The organism is Exiguobacterium sp. N4-1P (assembly GCF_002214325.1).
The window spans coordinates 182639-204318 of record NZ_CP022236.1 but is presented as its reverse complement, the minus strand read 5'-3'; the positions used below and the strand labels follow the sequence as shown (position 1 = coordinate 204318).

At 47.0% G+C, this 21680-nt stretch carries 21 protein-coding genes and 1 riboswitch; of the genes, 7 read left to right on the top strand and 14 right to left on the bottom strand.

The genetic code is table 11. From position 1 onward, the window contains the following. Positions 1 to 12: 12 nt before the first annotated feature. The 3 genes from A0126_RS01175 to A0126_RS01165 all read right to left on the bottom strand — a co-directional run bounded on the left by A0126_RS01175 (position 13) and on the right by A0126_RS01165 (position 2967). Entirely contained in the window at positions 13 to 1146 is a 1134-nt protein-coding gene (locus tag A0126_RS01175; protein ID WP_088836087.1) for a YfbR-like 5'-deoxynucleotidase, read from the bottom strand. A 58-nt stretch (positions 1147 to 1204) separates the two neighbouring features. Continuing rightward, entirely contained in the window at positions 1205 to 1960 is a 756-nt protein-coding gene (locus A0126_RS01170) for a TerC family protein (RefSeq protein WP_088836086.1), read from the bottom strand. A gap of 149 nt (positions 1961 to 2109) precedes the next feature. Beyond that, the gene (locus A0126_RS01165) at positions 2110 to 2967 is read right to left on the bottom strand and encodes a TerC family protein (RefSeq protein WP_088836085.1); all 858 of its coding nucleotides are present in this window, start codon (positions 2965 to 2967) and stop codon (positions 2110 to 2112) included. A 306-nt stretch (positions 2968 to 3273) separates the two neighbouring features. On the opposite strand from A0126_RS01165, the gene folE2 reads away from it, so the two are divergent. After that, positions 3274 to 4179 carry a GTP cyclohydrolase FolE2 gene (gene folE2, locus A0126_RS01160; RefSeq protein WP_029332371.1) on the top strand — a complete coding sequence of 302 codons (906 nt, stop codon included), beginning with the start codon at positions 3274 to 3276 and terminating at the stop codon, positions 4177 to 4179. A gap of 174 nt (positions 4180 to 4353) precedes the next feature. On the opposite strand, the gene A0126_RS01155 is transcribed toward folE2, so the two are convergent. The 8 genes from A0126_RS01155 to pta all read right to left on the bottom strand — a co-directional run bounded on the left by A0126_RS01155 (position 4354) and on the right by pta (position 13387). Then, a complete protein-coding gene (locus A0126_RS01155; protein ID WP_088836084.1) occupies positions 4354 to 4800 on the bottom strand; it encodes a GDYXXLXY domain-containing protein in 447 nt (148 codons plus the stop codon). Then, positions 4797 to 5990 carry a DUF2157 domain-containing protein gene (locus A0126_RS01150; RefSeq protein WP_088836083.1) on the bottom strand — a complete coding sequence of 398 codons (1194 nt, stop codon included), beginning with the start codon at positions 5988 to 5990 and terminating at the stop codon, positions 4797 to 4799. Before A0126_RS01150 ends, A0126_RS01155 begins: the two co-directional genes overlap by 4 nt. A 129-nt stretch (positions 5991 to 6119) precedes the next feature. Further along, positions 6120 to 8099, bottom strand: coding sequence for a methyl-accepting chemotaxis protein (locus A0126_RS01145; protein WP_088836082.1), 1980 nt, complete (start codon positions 8097 to 8099; stop codon positions 6120 to 6122). Between the two features lie 186 nt (positions 8100 to 8285). Next, entirely contained in the window at positions 8286 to 8585 is a 300-nt protein-coding gene (locus tag A0126_RS01140; protein ID WP_088836081.1) for a rhodanese-like domain-containing protein, read from the bottom strand. A gap of 94 nt (positions 8586 to 8679) precedes the next feature. Continuing rightward, complete coding sequence (locus A0126_RS01135) at positions 8680 to 10056, bottom strand: amino acid permease (protein WP_088836080.1); 1377 nt, start codon at positions 10054 to 10056, stop codon at positions 8680 to 8682. A gap of 223 nt (positions 10057 to 10279) precedes the next feature. Beyond that, on the bottom strand, positions 10280 to 11587 hold the full coding sequence (locus tag A0126_RS01130; RefSeq protein ID WP_088836079.1) for a nucleobase:cation symporter-2 family protein: 1308 nt from the start codon (positions 11585 to 11587) through the stop codon (positions 10280 to 10282). Next, positions 11584 to 12168 (bottom strand): xanthine phosphoribosyltransferase, encoded by a 585-nt coding sequence (locus A0126_RS01125; protein ID WP_088836078.1) that lies wholly within the window; start codon positions 12166 to 12168, stop codon positions 11584 to 11586. Before A0126_RS01125 ends, A0126_RS01130 begins: the two co-directional genes overlap by 4 nt. A gap of 76 nt (positions 12169 to 12244) precedes the next feature. Further along, positions 12245 to 12344, bottom strand: a riboswitch (purine riboswitch). 59 nt (positions 12345 to 12403) lie between these two features. After that, a complete protein-coding gene (gene pta / locus A0126_RS01120) occupies positions 12404 to 13387 on the bottom strand; it encodes a phosphate acetyltransferase (RefSeq protein WP_088836077.1) in 984 nt (327 codons plus the stop codon). 344 nt (positions 13388 to 13731) lie between these two features. On the opposite strand from pta, the gene hemQ reads away from it, so the two are divergent. Both hemQ and A0126_RS19365 read left to right on the top strand, forming a co-directional pair. Further along, a complete protein-coding gene (gene hemQ / locus A0126_RS01115) occupies positions 13732 to 14508 on the top strand; it encodes a hydrogen peroxide-dependent heme synthase (protein WP_088836076.1) in 777 nt (258 codons plus the stop codon). 93 nt (positions 14509 to 14601) lie between these two features. Further along, positions 14602 to 14751 carry a hypothetical protein gene (locus tag A0126_RS19365; RefSeq protein WP_204251414.1) on the top strand — a complete coding sequence of 50 codons (150 nt, stop codon included), beginning with the start codon at positions 14602 to 14604 and terminating at the stop codon, positions 14749 to 14751. Between the two features lie 340 nt (positions 14752 to 15091). Here the strand turns inward: A0126_RS19365 and A0126_RS01110 are convergent, their stop codons facing one another. Further along, the gene (locus A0126_RS01110) at positions 15092 to 15460 is read right to left on the bottom strand and encodes a DUF423 domain-containing protein (protein WP_029332361.1); all 369 of its coding nucleotides are present in this window, start codon (positions 15458 to 15460) and stop codon (positions 15092 to 15094) included. A gap of 2 nt (positions 15461 to 15462) precedes the next feature. Continuing rightward, positions 15463 to 16068, bottom strand: coding sequence for a trimeric intracellular cation channel family protein (locus A0126_RS01105; protein WP_029332360.1), 606 nt, complete (start codon positions 16066 to 16068; stop codon positions 15463 to 15465). 165 nt (positions 16069 to 16233) lie between these two features. On the opposite strand from A0126_RS01105, the gene A0126_RS01100 reads away from it, so the two are divergent. The 4 genes from A0126_RS01100 (at position 16234) to A0126_RS01085 (ending at position 20667) form a co-directional block, all read left to right on the top strand. Then, positions 16234 to 17862: an ABC1 kinase family protein gene (locus A0126_RS01100; RefSeq protein ID WP_088836075.1), complete on the top strand. Its 1629-nt coding sequence runs from the start codon at positions 16234 to 16236 to the stop codon at positions 17860 to 17862. 132 nt (positions 17863 to 17994) lie between these two features. Continuing rightward, positions 17995 to 18846: a GRP family sugar transporter gene (locus tag A0126_RS01095; protein WP_204251427.1), complete on the top strand. Its 852-nt coding sequence runs from the start codon at positions 17995 to 17997 to the stop codon at positions 18844 to 18846. A gap of 21 nt (positions 18847 to 18867) precedes the next feature. After that, positions 18868 to 19653, top strand: a complete 786-nt coding sequence (locus A0126_RS01090; RefSeq protein WP_088836073.1) for a glucose 1-dehydrogenase — start codon at positions 18868 to 18870, stop codon at positions 19651 to 19653. A 39-nt stretch (positions 19654 to 19692) separates the two neighbouring features. Then, positions 19693 to 20667: a cation diffusion facilitator family transporter gene (locus A0126_RS01085; RefSeq protein ID WP_088836072.1), complete on the top strand. Its 975-nt coding sequence runs from the start codon at positions 19693 to 19695 to the stop codon at positions 20665 to 20667. 260 nt (positions 20668 to 20927) lie between these two features. Here A0126_RS01085 and A0126_RS01080 read toward each other — a convergent pair whose 3' ends face one another. Further along, positions 20928 to 21674 (bottom strand): thermonuclease family protein, encoded by a 747-nt coding sequence (locus A0126_RS01080; RefSeq protein WP_239456793.1) that lies wholly within the window; start codon positions 21672 to 21674, stop codon positions 20928 to 20930. Positions 21675 to 21680 lie beyond the last annotated feature (6 nt).

Below are 21680 nucleotides of genomic sequence, written 5' to 3'. Positions count from 1 at the left end.
CCGATTTCCTCCTTAAGTCGTTACGTAATCCAAGTCGTGCAAGACATAGGCGAGGAAAAAGACGACAGATGGATTTTCGTAAGCCGTCTGGACTTTCTTCAGTTGCGCCCGGTAGCCTGTCTCATATTCCACTCCGTTCAACTTGCGTTCCATATTCATTTTAATCAACGCATCGAGCTTATCGACGACATCTACCATCTGTCCTTCATACGTATCATCTTTCGCTTCGACGAGAAAACGATAAAATTCTGTTCGCATCACGTCAGGTAATAATCCAATCAACGCCTCCCCTTCTGCCCGTTCATAGGCCTCAAAGGCAGCTGCCGTGACCGGCGTCGCATGTTTGACCGGTCCGAGGACGTCCCCTGTCGTCCCTTCGACTAAATCGTGACAGAGCAAACGCGAAACGACTTCAGCCGTATCGATCGTAACCCCGTACTTTTTCGACTCGATCAGACCGTTGAACAAGCCGAGGGAAGCCGCCCGAAACGCATGTGTCGCGTCATTGTCATCAATCGTATTGAAGCGCCCTTTCCAGCGTCGAATCGTATCCATCATCAATGCATTGTCAATGAAATGTGCCATCTCGTCTTCGGCAAAGACGGATGTCGTCAAGCGACGGATGGCATATAACGGGTGTTCGAGTAAATAGTTTTTCAGTTCAAGCGTTTTTGCTTCAAAGAACGGTGACGCCGTCATCCGTGCTTCCCGTCTTGCGAACAACATCGCGTCGAACGTATCGATCGCTTTAACGATTTGCCCTTCAATCGTGTCATCTTCGGCATGGACGAGATAGTCTGTAAATTCTGTTTGAAGCGATTTCGACAGTAAAGCGACGAGTTTCTCACTCGCCTGTTGCTCCATCGCCTGAATGTGATCATGAAGTGTCGGCTCTTTTTTCGTCCGGTGTTTGATTGGACCGGTGATCACTTCGTTCATATCGTGAAACAGTGCCTTTCCTAATAAGCGGAGGCGATCGATTTCAACGGGTTGCTGCTCTTGTTCGATATAGCTCGCCATTAAACTAAATAGAGCGACGCGAAAACTATGACTTGCGGCGTTGTCTTGAAAACGCGGAGCATACTCATCCCAACGTGGTACGTTCTGCATCCGTGTCAGCATTCGAATAAAGTTACCGTTTTGCATGAAATCTCCCCCAAAATCAAAAAGGACAGAGGAGTTGTGACCCTGTCCAATTTTTGTATTATTTTTCTTCTTTGACACCACTTCTAAACCAGCCGATGACAAGAATCAGTCCGAGAACGACCCAGAAAATCGTCTGCCAGAGCGTGCTTTCCGGAAACTCGTGCGGTAAGACATGAATGGTCGGGTGTGCAAGCGTCATGATGACGAGCTTAACCCCGACCCAAGCGACGAGCCAAAATGCTGCTTCTTCAATCCCTGGTCGTTTTTGGAGTAAAACAACGAACCAGCTTGCGAAATATCGCATGATGACAAGTCCGATGATCCCACTGAAGAAGACGACCCAAAATTGTCCCGTGTTCAGTCCACCAATCATCCCGCCGACCATCGGTAATGTCGTCGCCATGGCAACGGCCGCGAGTGTCGAATCGACGGCAAACGCTAAATCAGATAATTCGACCTTGACGACCGTCCACCAAAAATTCGGCGATTCTTTTTTGGATGCCATCGCATCCGGTATTTGATGTTTGTTTGATCGTGCCTCGACGATTCCTTTAAAGGCGACATAAAAGAGGTACGCTGCACCAAGTGCCTGTAACTCCCAAACAGTCGCTAAGTACGACGCAAAGAAAATCGCGATGAAACGAAGGACGAGTGCCCCGATTAGTCCGTAAAACAACGCTTTTTTTCGTTGATCGTCCGGTAAAGGACGAACGAGTACCGCCATGACCATCGCATTATCAGCCGACAGCAATCCTTGTAAGATGATCAGGACGAGCCCGACCGTCGCATACTGCGTAATTAATCCAATATCCATAAAAACGAATCCCCTTTTTGTTCACTAGGTTCATTATAATCTTTGTACCTGTAAAAGAAAAAGACGGAAGCTTGAACCTTGTGTTTCTATCTTCCCCCTTTTTTCGGAGTTCACACTAAAAAAGACCCTCCAGTCGGAGAGCCTTTCGCTTAAAGATGTTGATCCACTTTTTTCTCAGCATCTGGATTTGGTTTTGTTTTCGGTGAAGAGAACCAACCCCAAACTGCGAGACCGACCATGACCGTCCAGAAGAACGCTTGCCATGGCGTACTGTGAGCAAAGCCTTCCGGTAACTTCATCGCTTCAAAGATTGTTCCTTCAATCGATGCGTGATATTTCGGATGCTCAAGGGCAAGAACGGCGAGCTTGACTCCGACCCAAGCGACGATTGCGAATGCCGCTGTTTCAAGTCCAGGACGTTCTGCGAGTAGTCTGACGAAGACGCGCGCTGCGAAACGCATCAAGACGACACCCATCAAACCACCTGTCAGGATGACGACGAAATGTCCGGCATTCAATCCACCAATTTCATTTGTCCCCCAGTCAGGTAATGCGACGGCGAGTGCGACCGCTGCAAGAATCGAATCGACGGCGAATGCAAGATCGGCGAATTCAATTTTAGCGACTGTTTTCCAAAACTCCGCTTTTGAGACGGGCTCATCCGATTTCGGTTCTTGATCGAGCTCACTGTCTGCCCCATGGTTTTCACCGAGCCGTCGTGCCTTGACCGTTTTATAAATATGCCGTAACCCCATGATAAGCAGGTATGCTGCACCAAGTGCTTGAATCTGCCAAATATCAACGAGGAACGAAATCGCGAACAATGCCGCGAAGCGGAGGACGAACGCTCCTGCCAAACCATAAAATAAAGCTTTTTTCTGTTGTTCGCCTGGTAAGTGTTTTACCATGACGGCGAGGACGAGTGCATTATCTGCTGAAAGTAGTCCTTCGAGTGCGATTAAAACGACGACTACCCAGGCATATTGTAGTACTAACTGCCAATCCATCTACTTCATTCCTTCCTATCTTATAAGTTTCACAAAGGCATTAACTAAAAAAAGATTTACGCGTTCATATGAACATATACTATCCGATTCAGTACAGACTTGCAAGTGTCCCTTATGATGAGTTTAGCAAACTGTTGATTCTGAGCCTTGCTAGTTTCGTTTTGCTAGCAGTTCATGATAAAATTCATATCAACAGTTCAACATAGTGCAAACACATTTGCGGAATCATCAGAGTTGCTCGTCTCTAGCATTCCTGTCATGTTATTACTATTGATAAAATACAAAAGGACAAAGGGGCCAATTGAAATGTCTACCTACCCGATTACACTACCAACAAAAGAAGAGCGTCATAAGCTTTTCGGTTCTGTTCCCCCTGTTAAAGGAACAAAACCTACTGAAAAAGATAAAATGGTTGATCTTCAAAATACACCAAAGAATTTCTTGTTTGCACTTGATGCAGTCGGTATTTCAAACGTCAAACATCCTGTCGTCATCCAAGATGGTGACAAAACGCAGGCCACTGTCGCGACGTTCGAGCTTTCGACATCACTCGTTCAAGACCGTAAAGGCATCAACATGAGTCGCTTAACGGAGCAACTCGATCAGTACCATCAAGAAGGATGGGTCGTCACGAACGAATCACTGATTCAGTTCGCGCGCGATTTAGCCGAGCGGATGGAGCAGTCTGAAGGTCAATTAACGATTCGCTACCCATGGTTCTTCACGCGTAAAGCACCGGCAACTGGACTCAGCGGTCTGATGAATGCCGAAGTCTGGCAAACGGTCAGTGTCGATACGGAAACGAATGAAGCAACGTTGACGGTCGGGTTAACGATCAATGTCACGACACTCTGCCCATGTTCAAAAGAAATCAGTGAGTACAGTGCCCATAATCAACGTGGTTACGTCACGATGGAAGCATCGCTTCGTGACGAGGCAGATGACTTTGACTGGAAACAAGAATTACTGGATGCGGCTGAATCAAATGCATCAGCACCACTTCACCCGGTCCTCAAACGTCCGGATGAAAAACGTGTTACGGAGATGGCTTACGAAAACCCACGCTTCGTCGAAGATATGGTCCGCTTAATCGCGGCTGATCTCTACGAAATGGATGCGATCGCAACGTTCTTCGTCGAATGCCGAAACGAAGAAACCATTCACCAACACGATGCCATCGCTCGAATCACGTTCGATAAAGACGCACAATAAGTCTTATACCACCCTCGCCCTAGATGACCTCTTCGTTGTCTAGGGCGTTTTTTCATTAACCGGATGCACTTTTTTGAAACGCCTGGAAGCAATGAAGAAATCGGCATGACTTGAAACAATATTAAAAATGAGAGGAAGGACCTAGTAACGGTCCATCCTCTCATTTTGTTTTTTTTACTCGTTTCGGAGCAATAAGTCCGTCGCCCGAACGGTTCCCCATGGCGAAACATCAGCTTTGACTTCTAATTTTTCCGCATCCTCATACCCTTTTCCTGTACCTTGTTCGACATAATATTGAGTCAGCTGAGAAATCGTCACGTATTCATCGTAATACTCACCAGCAACCGAACCGAAAAAGCGGTCATTCGAGATTTTATCAATTCTTGCATATCCATCTTCCTCCGTTATAAACGTAACGTAGACAAGTCCTTGTTTGACAGAAGCATCCGGTTTTAAATCTGGATACTGCAACACGACGTACTCCCCGTAAATCGGATCAAATGGATCAAACGGCTCTGCCCGGAAGCGATAACTCTCTCCGAACCACGAAATCGCATAAAAACTGAGTACGACAAGCAAAACAATCAGTGTCTGAATAAACGCAAACCCGTACTTTTTCATGCCGACTGACCTCCTTCACGACGTCGTTGCATCCACCAGAGCACACCGGCAATCAAGAACACGAGTAAGGCCCCGCCTAGGAAAAAGAGTGACATATTCAGACGATTCCAAGCATAAATGAAGTAAACCGTCAGTTGAACGGTAATGAAATAAACGAACGGAATCAGTAAGCGATGACCGGTTCGTTCTCGCTCAATCAAATAAACGAATGCCATCACTTCAACTAAAATCGCCATCAAGATCGCTTGTTCCTCGAACCATAAGAGTCCGACCAAACCGAGCGGGACGATGAAAAGGAGCGGACGGTAACGTACATAAATCAAACTTCCGACCGCCGCTGCGGCAAGTACAAGTAAAATCGCTTCGACGAGCGAAATCGGAGCAGTTGTCGTTTCTGCGCGGACAGATAGATAGACCAGTGAGTTAATGGCTGCCGTGACTAAATAGAGCGCGTAGAGGAGCAGGCGCTTTTGCTCCTCCCGAACAAGTAACAGTAATGGAACGAGGAAAAATAAAGTCCAAATCGGCCAAAGAATACCTTCGTAGGAAACGAGGAAAAACAATTCCAACCCTGCGAAGTAGAGGAGCAACCAGCTAAAAATCAGTGATGGAAACGTTTGACTGAAATAGAACCAGGCTACGGATATCAGAATCAAACAAACAAATGATGTCCAGTCTAGAAACGTAGCGTACTCGCTCCCGAAGCTGCCGATTCCCGTAAAAATATTCAATCCCGCCAAAAAAGCGACGACAGCGTAGGCAGCGTGACGCCAAACGAAAAAATGACCGAGTGCCATAAGAAAGATTACCCAGGCAATGAATGAGCTTTCAAGCGACATATGAAAACTTTGGACCGTGACAATCAATGCACCGAGCAACGCGAGAATCCCGAGTATCCGGAACGCCACCGGATTCCAAATCGTCCGGCGTTCGGAAATATCAGCTAGCACATAACAACTGATCATGATGACAAGAACGAGTCCGATTTTGACCAATGCCGGAATGACTTGCCAATTGGCCGCTAAAAAACTGAGTAAGGCCAAGCCGACAAACGTCAAGCCGACAATCAACAGTAAGGGCGTCCGCTTTTTGACTTGGTGTTTGTGTTCGTACGCTTCAATCCGATCGACGGTTTCTGCATCAAGCAATCCTGCTTCCTGCCATTCTTTCAACTTTGTCAATCGCGCCATCTTTCCACCTCCTAGGACTCAACATTACACTTATATTTTTCCCGTTTTCCTATCGCTTCAAGCAAATTCACAATAAAAAAAGCGACTACGTCCAGCTCAGTTTCGCTGACGTAGTCGCCTTCTTCTGGTTTAAACGCGGAATTGCGTCACCATTTCTTGTAATTCTTCTGCCATATCCAACAATGCTTTCGCGGATTGCGAAATTTCTTCCATCGAACCGAGCTGTTCTTCCGTCGTCGTCGCAACACGTTCGGATGCTGTCGAATTCTCATCCGCAATATGAGCGATTTCCGTTGCCGAAGCCGACACTTCTTGGACGTTCGCCGCGATTTCTTCGACCGTCGCTGTGACATCTTCGATTCGTGGCGTCATCTCTTGTGTCCGTAACATAATTTTCTTGAAACGTTCCGCTGAATCTTCTGTCGTCTCAAGTCCGGCTTTCGTATGATGCGATACTTCTTTCATCAAGGAAACCGACCGTTCTGTTTCCTGCTTGATGTTTGTAATCAGGCCCGAAATTTGTTTTGTCGACTCTTGTGACTGTTCGGCTAGCTTCCGAACTTCACTCGCGACGACCGCAAATCCTTTGCCATTTTCGCCGGCCCGTGCTGCTTCGATCGCTGCATTCAAGGCAAGCAAGTTCGTTTGGGCTGCAATCCCGTTGATGACATCGACAATCTTTCCGATTTCGTTTGAGCGATGAGCCAAGGATTGAATGACTTCACCGAAGTTTTCGACCGATGCATCAATCGCTTTCATCTGTGTCACATTTTTCCCGACCGCAATCGTTCCGTCTTCTGCTTCGAGTGCTGTTGCCCGTGATAGCTCGGAGACGTTCGTCGAACTCTCTGCGATTCGCATGACACCTGACGTAATCGCTTGGAGTGATACAGCATTTCCTTCGAGTTGACGTTTCGAGTGGTCAGCACCTGCTGCCATCTGTTGGACGGAACCTGCGATTTGCTCGGAAGCTGCTGTCGTTTGCGCTGCGTTCGCCATCAATTCTTCTGAAGACGCCGCAACTTGCCCAATCGATTGATCGAGGTTCGTCACGATCGACCGGAGTGATGTGACCATGACATTAAAACTTTGGGCCACCTGACCGATTTCGTCATTGGATTCGACGATGACTTGCTCCGTCAAATCACCTTCTTTAATCCGATCGGCACTTTCCGTCAAACGACTTAACGGACGGAGGATCGAACGGAGAATAAAGTAGAGTAAGACAGCTGCTAACAAGAACGTTCCAGCGATAACGGCAACTGTTGTCCAAAGAATGCCCGATGTTTCATTTGCAATTTCTTTATCGTACAGTGTTCCGGCGACTTTCCATCCCGTCAGACTGTTCGTCATATAGTCCATTTTCTTTCCTTGATTCTCAAACTCATAAGAAAACTGACCATTTTTTCCGGCATAAAGGGATGTGACCCAGTCTCCAGATGCCTTTTCTCCAGCCTTCTTCGTCGGATGTGTGACGAAATTCTTATCGGAGTCGAGAATCGTGACATAACCTTCTTGACCGATTTTAACTTTTTTAGCAATTTCAGAAATTCGATCGACATCCACGTCGACAGCAATGACGCCACGTCCATTCCCACCTGTTTGTGAAAGGGTGACCATCATCTTCCCTGAAGCTGCGTCGACGTATGGATCAGTAATGACGACTTTCCCACCGGCGTCCTCCGCCGCCTGATACCACGGACGTTCTCGTGGATCATAGTCATCTTCAAATGACTGCTCCGGATAGATAGTCATATCACCTTCCGTCGTCGCGTAATAAATATTTGCCGCTTGCGGATGTATATCGAGATATTCCATCATCTTTTCTTTCAATGCTAAATTTTGTTTCCCTTTTTGATAGAGGATTCCATCAATCCGGTCCGCAAAGAACGCGACATCTCGTCGTACGGGATCAATGATATTGGTGATTTCATCGTTCATCCGGTCAACACCGGCATGTGCTGATTGCAGGATTTGATCTGTGATTTTCTGTTTCGCTTGATTGTATGCAACAAAACCAATCAATAACGATGGAATCAATAATAAGAGTAAAGATGTAATAATTAGTTTCTGCTTGATGCTAATCGTTCGTTTTTTTGTCTGTTCCATACATGACTCCTCTTCCCGATATGTAAACTCATTGTTCTAATCTATATATCGGTCAGAACGTGTCATTTTTCACAACTAAATGAAAAAGAAGGTAATCCATTTTCATGAATTACCTTCTTGGACTACCTATAAAGTGATGCGGAATAACTTCGCGAACAGAACGTTTGAGAAAAGAACACTATCGCTTTACGCTTCTTGATCGCCCTTCCAGTTCATCATCCCGCCTTCGACGTTGACGATGTCGTAGCCATACTGTTCGAGGAAACGTCCGACGTTCTCGCTGCGTCCACCTGCTTTGCAAATCAGGTAGTATGTTTCACCTTCTTGCAGCTCTGTATAGCGTTCACCGATTTCAGACATTGGTAAAAAACGGACGTTCGGGATATGACCCGCGTCATATTCATCCTGCTCGCGCACGTCCACGACGTGGAGTACTTCACCGGCTTCAAGCTTTTCTTGTAACTCATCGACATGGATTGTTTTCATCGTAAGTTCCTCCTCTTGTTTCATCTTTGTTCAGTGTAGCAAAACTGACGTCGAAACAGAACAAAAGAGACCGGCCGAAGCCGGTCTCCCTGATTCATTCCCCTGATGCCCGGTCGAACGAGCGTCGTGTCTGTTTATGCATCCCCCGCGCATAGTAGACCGCAATCAAAATCACATACCAGAGTGGTCCAACAATCAGTGCGATGCGTGTACTCGCATCAAACGCCATCAAGACGATGACGCCAGCTAGCGCGAGCAAAGCGATGTAGTTCGCGACCGGGAAGAACGGAACAGCAAATTCTGCCGTACCATAGACTTTCCGAGCCCGCATTTGCGAAATCAAAATCATCGCCCATGTCCAGACGGCTCCGAACGTCGCGATACTCGTCACGATCGCAAAAACGTTTTCCGGTAAGAAGTAGTTTAAGGCGACGCCGACGAGCAGCGCGATTCCTGAAAGAATCGTTGCGATTGCTGGGACTCCGTTCTTCGAAATCTTCGCGAACCGTTTTGGTGCTTCTTCATTTTGTGCCAGGTTCATCATCATCCGTGCCGTCGAGAAAATACCCGAGTTACATGACGACAATGCCGCTGTCAGGACAACGAAGTTGATAATGCCGGCAGCTGCCGGAATGCCCAGTTGATCAAATAGTAAGACAAATGGGCTACTGTTATTTTGTCCGACTTGATCCCATGGATAAATCGACAAGATGACGAATAGCGCACCGATGTAGAAAATCAAGATCCGTAAAAAGACGTTGTTGACTGCCTTACGAATCGTTTTCTTCGGATTTTTAGCTTCCCCAGCTGTGACCCCAATCACTTCAATGCCTAAGAACGCAAACATGACCATTTGCATCGCCAGCAGGACTCCCCCGAATCCGTTTGGCAAAAATCCACCATGCGACCAAAGATTAGAAATCCCGACCGGTGTACCCCCGTTGCCAAGTCCGACGACAATCGTCAATGTCCCAAGAATAATCATCGCAACAATCGCGACAATCTTAATCAAGGCGAACCAAAATTCGAATTCGCCATAAAATTTGACGGCAATGAAATTAATGCTCGTCATAAGTAGTAATGCTGCAAGCGCCCAAATCCAGCGTTCCGACTGCGGGAACCATTCCTGCATATAAATTCCGACTGCTGTGATTTCTGCCATACATGTAAAAATCCACAGAAGCCAATAATTCCACCCGGTCAAAAATCCAGCGAGTGGACTGACATATTTCCGGGCGTATTCAGCAAAGCTTCCCGCCACCGGTTCACGTACCGCGAGCTCCCCAAGTGCCCGCATGATGATGAAGATGATGATACCGCCGATTAAATAACCAATCAGAATCCCTGGTCCTGCCAACTGAATGGCTTTTGCCGAGCCTAGGAAAAGTCCAACGCCGATTGCCGCCCCCAGCGACATCAACGTAATATGACGCTCTTCCAGTCCCCGATTTAGCTCTGTCTGTTGCTTCATTTGTACGACGTCCTTCCTGTCTCTCTATCGTTCTTAGCAGTTCCCCAAACCGCTACGTTGTCAGTATAAAGAAGAGGTGTCTGATTTGTAAACGTTTTCAAGTGAGATTTACCACTTTCTTCCCATACTCGAAATATTCTGATTTGTGTAACGTTCTCTCATCACAAAAAAGAGACCTCCATCCGAAGATGCAGGTCTGCTCGTAACACAATCGTTCTACTATTTACTCAGCTTTTGCGAATTGTTCGTCTTCTGTACGCTGCTTGCGATCAGCCAAACGGAACAAACCATTGAGAAGCAATGCCGTCAACGAACCGGCGACAATCGGACTATCCGTCAAGACGCGGATTTGTTCCGGTAAACCGGACACGATCGCCGGGTTCATACTGATGCCGAGTCCGACGCCAAGCGATAAGGCGACTGTCAAGACGTGGTCGTTTTTTGCGAAGTCGACGCGAGACAGAATCCGAATTCCGCTTGCTGCAACCGTCCCAAACATGATGAGCATTGCCCCACCAAGCACTGGTTTCGGAATCAGTGTCGTAAAGGTGGCGACTTTCGGCAAGAAACCGAGAATCACTAAAAACAACCCGGCAAAGATGATGACTTTTCGTGTTTTGACGCCCGTCAGTTGAACAAGCCCGACATTTTGACTGTAGGTCGTGTATGGAAAACTGTTGAAAATCCCGCCGATGATTGTCGCAGCACCCTCTGCCCGGTAACCGCGTGCTAAGTCTTGCTTCGAGAGTTTTTTATCCGTGATTTCACCAAGCGTCAAGAAGACGCCTGTCGATTCAACCATTGAGACGAGACCAACGAGCGTCATCGTCAAAATCGCCGTGATATTAAACGTCGGTGCACCAAAGTAAAACGGTGTAATCATTTGGAACCACGAGGCGTCAGCAACTGGACTAAAATCAATCATCCCCATGCCGAATGCGACAAGTGTTCCGATGAGCACCGCAATCAAGACAGCCGCTGCCTTCGAAAAAACGGTGCCGTAACGATTTAAAATCAAGATTAAAGCAATCGTTAATCCGGCGAGACCGAGGTATCGGAAGTCACCAAAATCTTTAACGCCTTGTCCGCCACCGATATCATTGATGGCCGCCGGAATGAGTGATATTCCGATAATCGTCACGACGGATCCGAGCACGACCGGTGGAAATAAAATCGCAATCCGGCTAAAGAGTCCGGAAATCAATAAAATGATGATGCCGCTTGCGATTAATGCGCCGTAAATCGCCGTGATGCCCTGCAGGCTACCGATCGCAATCATCGGTCCGACTGCCGTAAACGTACATCCGAGCACGACCGGCAGTCCGACACCGGTATACTTCGTGACGAAGACTTGGAGTAACGTCGCGATTCCACACATGAATAGGTCAATCGCGACAAGATACGCGAGGCCTTCTCCGGATAGTCCGATTGCACTGCCGACGATCAACGGAACGATGGCTGCTCCTGTATACATGGCAAGGACATGTTGGAGTCCGAGCCCTGCCGCTTTAAAATTCGATAAGGATTTCATACGTTCACCGAGCGGACGAACGTCGCTTTCCCGTTCTCTAATTTTTCAATTCGCGCGAGCGATTCAACACGGAATCCTGCATCAAGTAACTTCTCTCGCCCCGGTTGGAATGATTTTTCGATCACGATTCCGATACCGACGACTTCTGCTCCTGCCTGCTCGACTAATTTAGCAAGACCGAACGCCGCTTCCCCGTTCGCTAAAAAGTCATCGATGATCAGCACACGTTCACCTTGCTGTAAGTATTTTTCAGCGACCGTGATCGTACTCGTCTGCTGTTTCGTAAACGAGTAGACTTCTGCTGAAATCGTTCCTTCGTTTAACGTCAGCGACTTCGTTTTTCGTGCATAGACCATCGGTACACCGAGACGAAGCGCCGTCATCATCGCCGGTGCGATTCCACCTGCTTCAATCGTTAAAATCCGCGTAATGCCTGCGTCTTGAAACCGATGCATGAATTCATAAGCAATTTCCCACATCAATGTCGGATCGACTTGATGGTTAAGGAATGCATCGACTTTCAAGACTTGATCGGACAGGACGATTCCTTCTTTGTTAATCATTTCTTCTAAACGTTTCATAGCTGAGTTCTCCTTTATTGACGAAAAAAAACGTACAGCGCTACCCCCGGGGGCAGCCACTGTACGCCAAAAAAGAGAGCAGTAACTCACCACCCGTAGTCGGATCGTTACGGCGATCCGGTAGAGACTCGTGGGCCAATTCCCACTATTATACGAGCGTTGCTATACGTTTATGATTCGTGCATGATGTGTTTCATTTTACGATGTTCTCTGAAAAAGTAAAGACTTTTCCGTTTTATGCGTTTGCTTCAACTGCTTGAGCTGCCGTGATGATCGCAAGTTTGTAGACATCTTCTTCGTTACATCCACGTGAAAGATCGTTGACCGGTTTGTTGAGACCTTGGAGAATCGGTCCGATCGCTTCGAATCCACCAAGACGTTGTGCGATTTTGTAGCCGATGTTTCCTGACTCAAGGCTTGGGAAGATGAAGACGTTGGCTTGACCGGCAACATCTGATTCTGGTGCTTTTGATTTTGCGACGCTCGGGACGAACGCTGCATCAAATTGTAATTCTCCATCGATTGCAAGTTCAGGCGCACGTTCTTTTGCGAGACGTGTTGCTTCGACGACGCGTTCTGTTTCAGGTGATTTTGCTGAACCTTTTGTCGAGAAGCTGAGCAATGCCACTTTCGGCTCGATGCCGAATGTTTTTGCTGTTTTTGCTGATGCGATTGCATTTTCTGCTAAGTCGTTTGCGTCAGGTGCGATATTGATTGCGCAGTCAGCGAAGACATACTGCTCATCATCACGAACCATGATGAAGACACCCGATGTTTTCTTATAGCCTTCTTGCATTTTGATGATTTGAAGTGCCGGACGGACTGTATCGCCAGTCGCGTGCATCGCACCCGAGACGAGACCTGCTGCTTTACCTGTATGCACGAGCATCGTTCCGAATGTGTTGACGTCCTTTAAGATGACTTCACGTGCTTGTTCTTCTGTCGCTTTTCCTTTACGGCGCTCGACGAATGAAGCAACAAGTTCTTCCATCGCATCGTACGAAGCCGGGTCGATTGTTTCAAGATCCGTTACGTCGATTCCGTTCGCCGACGCCGTCTCTTCAATCTTCACGCGTGGTCCGATAACGACTGGTGTGACGAGACCATCTTTTTTCAGGCGGACAGCAGCACCAAGAACACGTGCGTCGATTCCTTCTGGGAAAACGATTGATGGTTGGTGTGCTTTTACTTTTGTCTCAAGCATTTCGAATAATTGCATGATTTTCTCTCCTTTTATGTCAATCAAGTGTCGGTTTCTATTCCTTATACATTCCATCGTTCATTATACACAGTTCTGTTTCGTTATTAAAACAATTTGCAAAAAACTTCTTTTACCCATTACACGGAGCGATTTTTTATCACTATTACAGTTATTTCTAGGAATAGTACAGAAGGCGCTTAACGCGTTTTAGCACACCCTTTTACTTCATACCCCGATTCGTGTTACTTCATGTCTCTATCCCTAATGAGAGACGGTTGTTTTGTTGCGATGAACCGTCCGATCTATGATAAGATTAGCAATGGAGAATGTACTTTTCATTATAGATTTCAGGAGGTTTTTTCATGGAACATCGAACATCAGAACCAACTGCTACACAGCAAGCCGCCGAAACTCTCGACGGTTGGTATACATTACATGATTTCCGCCGGATTGACTGGTCGCGCTTAAAACAAGTCGAAACAACTGTCCGGACGAAAATGATCAACGAATTCCAAACGTTCTTAGCTGAGCTCGGACAAGTCGAAGAACAAAAAGAAGGCAGTCATGCCCTCTATACGATCATCGGTCAAAAAGCAGATCTCGTTTTGATGGTCCTTCGTCCGACAATGGAAGACATCCAAGCCGTCGAAGTGAAGATGCAAAAACTCGACTTATATGACTATCTCATCCCGACGTATTCATATGTCTCCGTCGTCGAACTCGGCACATACCGTGGATCTGGCGAAGGGAACCCGTATGAGAACCCGTATGTACGCGACCGTCTCTATCCAATCTTGCCAAAATCGAAGCACATCTGTTTCTATCCGATGAGTAAATCTCGTCGCGATGGCGATAACTGGTACACGCTTTCGATGGAGAAACGGAAAGAGCTCATGTACCGTCATGGTATGATCGGGCGGAGCTACGCTGGGAAGATTCAACAGATTATCGGTGGATCAACTGGCTTTGACGATTGGGAATGGGGCGTCACCTTGTTCGCGAATGATATCCTCCAGTTCAAAAAAATCGTCTATGAAATGCGTTTTGACGAAGTGAGTGCAAAATACGGTGAATTCGGTGAGTTCTTCATCGGCAACCGTCTTGAGTCAAGCGAGCTCGAAACACATTTCGCGCTTTAATATGCTAAAAGACGTTTCATAGAAAAACCCTATGGGAATATACTCTTTGCGGCCATAAAAGATGTACGTTTTATACGTTAAGGAGGAATGATCATGGGGAATGCTATGAACCGGTCAACGCGATCGCGTGAGTTGCAATTCGCTGTGCTTTCAAAAGAGCTAAAGCCAGTCGCACAACGTGTACTGGATCGCTATGAGCAAGCATTATCGAAGTTAAATAAAACACAACCAATAAAGCATTGAGGCAGTTGCTTCAATCGTAATCGGTCAAGAGGCAGTGATGTCTCTTGACCGTTTTTTTTATTTCGATGGCGTAATCGTCGTAAAAAGACAAAAAAAAGAGAGTGGATATACATCCACTCCCAGTGTGTAGACAAACTTTGAACATGCGATATCGGGAGGCAAAACCCTGCTCGTTTTCCGTGAGGATCAAGGAGCAACGGCTTGCGCCTCGCCCGAGGAAAGCAACGAAAAAAGACGCTTTCAACTCCCGCTAGCACGTTGTCTACATCCTAAGAGAGTGGCTATAAAATCCACTCCCTTACTTTCGTTTAACGACCAACTTTTCAAGTCAGTCGACGGATCATAATCCCTTATACGCACCAATCGCAACAAAAATCCATGCTGCGATGAACAGAACGCCGCCAATCGGTGTGATTGCACCGAGTTTTGTAATCCCTGTCAGCGCCATGACATATAAGCTGCCGGAGAAGAAAACGATTCCGGCGAGCATCAACCAACCTGCAAGCGAAAATTGTGAAATCGAAACTTTCAGTAACATGCCACCGAGTGCCAAAATCCCAAGTGAGTGCACCATCTGATAGAGGACACCCGTCTGCCAGTTCGCAAGCATCCGCTCAGATAACATATCTTTTAGCGCATGCGCTCCGAACGCACCGAGTGCGACCGCTACCATCATCGACAAAGAACCAATCATGATTAATACTTTCATTTTCATTCTCCCCCTAAACGTCGTGCCGGTAAATTCCATTCATAATAATAAGATAGCATACGTAAAATCGTAATGAGTCCCAGTAATGTGAACAAATGCAGAGGATTCGTCAGTTGGAACCGATCGATGACGAGCGCGGCCATGACGGCCCACATCGCATAGATTTCCTTATGCAGGACAAGCGGTTTGCGTCCGGCGAGTAAATCCCGGATGACACCACCGCCGACACCCGTTAAAACAGCTGCTGAAATCGTTGCTGAAAGAGGTAAGCCTTTTGCAGATGCCATGAGTGCACCCTGGATCGCAAATGCGGATAAACCGAGTGCATCGGCGAGCACGCCCCACCGTGACCAATGTGGTAAAAATAATTGTGGTAAAACAAAGATTAATAATGCGACTAAAATCGCGATCAAGAACAATCCGCCTTGCGACCAAAGTGCCGAGACGGGTACACCAATCAACAAGTTCCGGATTGCACCGCCTCCGAACGCCGTAATCAATGCCAATAACCAAACCCCAAACAAATCATATTTTTCTTCCATCGCGACGATCGCGCCACTCATCGCAAATGCGACCGTTCCGATGATATTTAATAAGTCCCAGGACATGCACACATTTCACCTTTCCACATTGAAATTCCATTACTTACTATACTCTCTTTTTGCGTCGCGTCCACCTTATTTTTACGATTCTTTTTTCAGCCGTTTGTAAGTGACGTTTTTAGGTAAAGTAACCTATACTGAAACAAACTGTACAGGAAGCTAGGTGACCGTATGAAACGTTGGGCGCTCTACCGGATTTTCGTCATCGTGACGATGTTCGCTCGTTATATTTGGACTATCTATCGATTCACCCGGAAAAACCGACCAGGTACGAATACTGAAGAATTCGAGCGCATCATGATCACGATTGCGCGTGATTATAAGAAGAAAGCACTGCGTCTCGAAGGACTCCTGATTAAACTCGGGCAGTTTTTATCGATTCGTGCCGACTTATTCCCACCAACCGTTTTAATGGAGTTAACTGAACTCGTCGATAAGGTCCCAACGAGCAAACTCGGGGAATCTCGAAAAATCATCGAGGAAGACTGGGGCATGCCGATCGAAGACGTCGTCGATAATATCAGTCCTCGCCCCATCGCATCTGCTTCAATCGGAGAAGTATATAGTGCGACACTCAAATCGAACGGGCGAAAAGTCGCAATCAAAGTCCAGCGTCCTAACATCGAACGAATCATTAAAACGGATTTCCGCGCGATGCGTCTCGTCATCGCGATGCTTCGACGGACGTCACTCAATAAATCGACTGATCTCCAAAGTCTTTATCGCCAAATGGTCTTCGTCATCGGAGATGAACTGAATTATCGGACCGAATTAAAAAATGGTCTCTACTTTAAAAAGATGTATGAAACGAACCCTGTCATCTACATTCCAGACTATTATGAAGAACACTGTACGAATCGCGTCTTGATGATGGAGTGGATTGACGGTACACGGATCACGGACCTCGAGTTTTTAGCAGAACATCAAATCGATCGTGACGAACTCGCGCGTAACCTCTTCCTGAATGCGGGTGAACAGTTGCTGTTCGGCGGGAAATTTCATGCCGATCCCCACCCGGGCAACGTCCTCGTCCAGGCAGACGGAAAAATCGTTCTGCTCGACTTCGGGATGATTGGTGCGACGACCCCGGACGACATGCGGGCGATTCAAGGAATCTTACAGTCGTTCGTCACACTCGATTACGATGCAATCGTCGACGGTCTGGAAGACTTACGTTTCTTATTACCGAACGCCAACAAACAAAATATCCGTCAAGCGATTGAAAAAGCCGTCAACTTTTACCTTGAAAGCGATATGGAGAACGTCGATACGAAATTAATTGAAAAAGTACTGTCTGATATTGAATTACTCGTTCGGAATGAACCGATTCAATTACCGGCCGAGTTTGCCTTTTTCGGTCGTGCCGCTTCAACGATCCTGGGTATCCTGCAAATCCTCTCACCAAAAATCAACTTGCTTGAACTTGCTAAACCGATGGTCCGCCGTTGGCTGGACGAAGAAGGGAAAAATCAGAATCGTTACTTACAGATTGCAGGGTCTTACGGCGCACGTCTTCTCGCCTTTCCTCGCCTAGTCAATGATGCCCTCAGTGAACCAACACGCTGGCGGTTGTTCGAACAGCAAAAATTCTCACGCGTCGCGAATATGGAATCGCTTAAAATTCGTCAGTGGACCAGTTCACTCGTCGGAATCGTCAGCTTACCTGTCAGTTACGGTGGCTATTTCTTAAGTCAGTATGACTTGATGGGGATTTCCTTAACGATTGCTGTCGTCGCCCTCTGGAACGCTCGACGAATCGGACGACACATCGTCCGCATCGCTGACGAACCCTTTAAATAATAATTTTCACGTCCCATTCGTGGGGCGTTTTTTATTTTAAGATAATATTCGTTAGCCATTAGAGGTTTTTCGGCGGGATTCCCGGGGTACATCTTCAAGTAGATAGAACAAATGGAAGAGGTGAATCACTTGATTGATATTTTAATTGCCATCGTTCCTGCATTGATGTGGGGGACGTTGCCTCTCGTCGTTTCAAAAATCGGCGGTTCAACAGAACAACAAATTATCGGGACAACACTCGGTGCGTTAGCATTCGCCCTCGTGACGTTCTTATTTATCAGTCCAGAACTGTCGATGACGGCCTGGATTGCCGGTCTTTTCTCCGGTGCTTTTTGGGCACTTGGTCAAATGAACCAATTTGCTGCTTTTAAACAAATGGGTGTTTCGAAAACGATGCCGATTTCGACCGGGATGCAACTCGTCGGAACATCCTTGTTTGGCGTCCTCGCTTTTGGTGAATGGTCAAATACATCCGCACTTATTCTTGGAATTAGCGCTTTAGTACTGATTGTCGCCGGTGCTGCTTTTACATCGTATAAAGAAGATAAGAGCAAGAAGGATGAAAACATCGGAAAAGGATTGCTTCTACTCGTCATCTCGACGATTGGTTATGTCGGCTATGTCGTCATCGCCCGTTGGTTCAACATCAATGGTTGGGAAGCCGTTTTACCACAAGCAATCGGGATGGTCGTCAGCGCCATTTTACTTTCATTACGCAAAGGGAATTTGTTTGCGAAACAGACGTTCACAAATGGCCTTGCCGGTATCATGTGGGCTGTCGGGAATATTGCCCTATTGCTCGCAACGGCACGTGTCGGCGTCGCAACAAGCTTTTCGTTATCACAAACCGGTGTCGTCATCTCGACAATCGGCGGCGTTCTGTTCTTGAAAGAAGCTAAAACGAAAAAAGAAATGACGTTCGTTATCATCGGCTGTACTCTCGTCGTAGCGGGCGGTATCATGATCGGGTTTACAAAACAATAATCTAAAAGGGAGTCGATTTTCATGTATAATAGTCTAAACGGAAAAGTAGCTATCGTCACAGGCGGTTCAATGGGAATTGGCGAAGCCGTCGTCCGCCGTTACGCGGAAGAAGGTACAAAGGTCGTCATCAACTATCGGAGCCACCCGGAAGAAGCGGATCAGATTGCTGAAGACATCAAGCAAGCCGGTGGAGAAGCCATTACGATTCAAGCTGACGTATCGAAAGAGGACGACATGATTCGTCTTGTTAAAGAAACAGTTGACCACTTTGGTCGACTCGATATCTTCGTCAACAATGCCGGTGTCGAAATGCCATCACCGTCGCACGAAATGTCCCTCGAAGACTGGCAAAAAGTCATCGATGTCAACTTAACCGGTTCATTCCTCGGCGCACGTGAAGCCTTGAAATACTTTGTCGAGAACGACATTAAAGGGAACATCATCAATATGTCGAGCGTTCACGAAATCATTCCATGGCCAACATTTGTTCACTATGCGGCAAGTAAAGGCGGCGTCAAACTGATGACGCAGACGCTCGCGATGGAGTACGCACCAAAAGGCATTCGAATCAATGCGATTGGGCCGGGAGCGATCAACACACCAATCAATGCAGAGAAATTTGAAGACCCGGAACAACGTAAAGAAGTCGAAAGCATGATTCCAATGGGGAACATCGGGAAGCCTGAAGAAATTTCCGCTGTCGCTGCATGGCTTGCTTCTGACGAATCCAGTTACGTGACCGGCATCACACTATTTGCAGACGGTGGCATGTCACTTTATCCATCATTCCAAGCAGGACGCGGTTAATTCCGCTTTCCTGCTTTTTTAAAAGGAGAGGATCACACTATGGCCAACTTTTTCTCACTAATGAGGCGTGGTAACAAATCTGCTTTAGCTGCCGCTATCGTCAATACGATTATTGCCATTATTAAATTCATCGCTTATATCTTAACCGGTAACATCGCCATGTTCGCAGAAATGATGCATACGATCGGTGACGCTGCCAATCAAATGTTCGTTTATGTCGGATCTGCGTTAAGTAAAAAAGCACCAACAAAACGATTCCCGAATGGATTCGGTCGACTCGTCAATCTCGTCCTGCTCGCAGCAATTATCGTCGTCGCCATTTTAGCGTATGAGACGATCCGTGAAGGCGTGTTGCATATTCTACATGCTCCAGGAGAAGAAACAAGCGGACTGTGGATCATCTTAACAGCGCTTGGAATCGGCGTTGTCCTTGAAATGGGTGTCTTTTATAAAGCGATGATTGAAATCGCTCATGAAACCGGTCTGAAATCGCGTGGATTCACGCTCGTTCGCGAAAGTTTCTCGAAGCTTGGACAAGCAAAACCAGCGACGCGACTCGTCTTTATGGAAGACTTAGTTGCGACACTAGGTGGTCTCATCGCCATTATCGCCGTCCTCATTTCGCACTATACATCGTTTTATCAAGCAGAAGGGATTGCTTCTGTTTTAATCGGATTGATGATGTTTTACGTCGTCTATAACGTCTTCATTCAAAATGCAGCCGGTGCGCTCGGTGAAACTGATGAAGTCTTGACGGCAAAAATCGCAGAGATTTTACTCCGTGATAAAGATGTCCGTGATATCGAAAAACTTGAAGTCATCAAAGAGGGCGATCATTTCCACGTTGATCTTGAAATCGAAGTCGACCGTGGCATGACAATCGCGCAAGCCGATGACATCAAAGACCGTCTCGAACTGCAAATCCGGATTTTAAAAGGCGTGACCGACGTCACGATTGCCTTTGATGAGGATGATCAAATTCCGCATTATAAACCCTTCCCGCCTTCAGAATAAGAGGGAGTAACCACAAACAGTGGGCACCTGTTAGGGTGTCTCAGACTGTAGACAACGTGCTATCGGGAGATACGCGTGCTTCCCTCGGGCGAGGCGGACATGCAGACCGTTTAGAAAACGCCGATGATTCCATGAAAAACGGGATCATCGGCGTTTCGTGCGTACAGGACGGAACCGTCCGTCATGAGTTTGAGTTTGAAGCGCCTTTAACATCGGCCCCTTCAGACAATAAAGGACAAACTCTCATGGGGCGTGCATCATTAATTCGCAGCGCGTCGAAAACCCGCTTGTTTCGCTTCCTGTTCGCTACAGAACATTTCCTCTGGCTTGACGTCCTCGTATGAACGACCGCCTCTGACATGATAAATCTTGTTCCCTTGCCGGTTGATATTTCCTTTGATGTCTTCACACTGACCTTTTGCCGAAGAAGTCGATTCCTTCGTCAAGACCGTTTCGTCAAATCCACGATTCGTCGCATAGCCTTCCGTTTCCCAAATGCCTTTTTTCGCTGCTTTTGCTTCTTGTTCAATGTCTTCGAACGTTTTGACATACCGCGTATCCGGTTCGTACACATAGGCGACACGCGCAAGCCCTTGACGTAACAGCTCTTGATTAACCATCTTGCCATCAATCCAGACGTACGCTAGGAGACGACCGTAACGATCCGCCTTTGAGTGATCTCGCTCGATGACGATTTTGCTCCCTTTCGGTAAGAGGTCTTTCGTAAAGCTTGAAGCTTCCGGTCCGAACGGTTGAACCGGTTTTTCCGGGTTTACCGTTTCTGGCGTATCGATTAACAAAAAACGGACGTCTTCAATCTTCCCATCCGGTAACCGGACTTTAATTGTATCCCCGTCGACGACCCGCTCGACGGTCACTTGTGTGGCCTTTGTATCATCCGGTTGTGCGATACCGAACTTCGTTTCTGTTTCCGGATCTGCCTCTAAGGCACAGCCTGTACTGAATACTAGTCCGACTAGCATCAATGCCTTCATCCAAAACTTCATCATGCT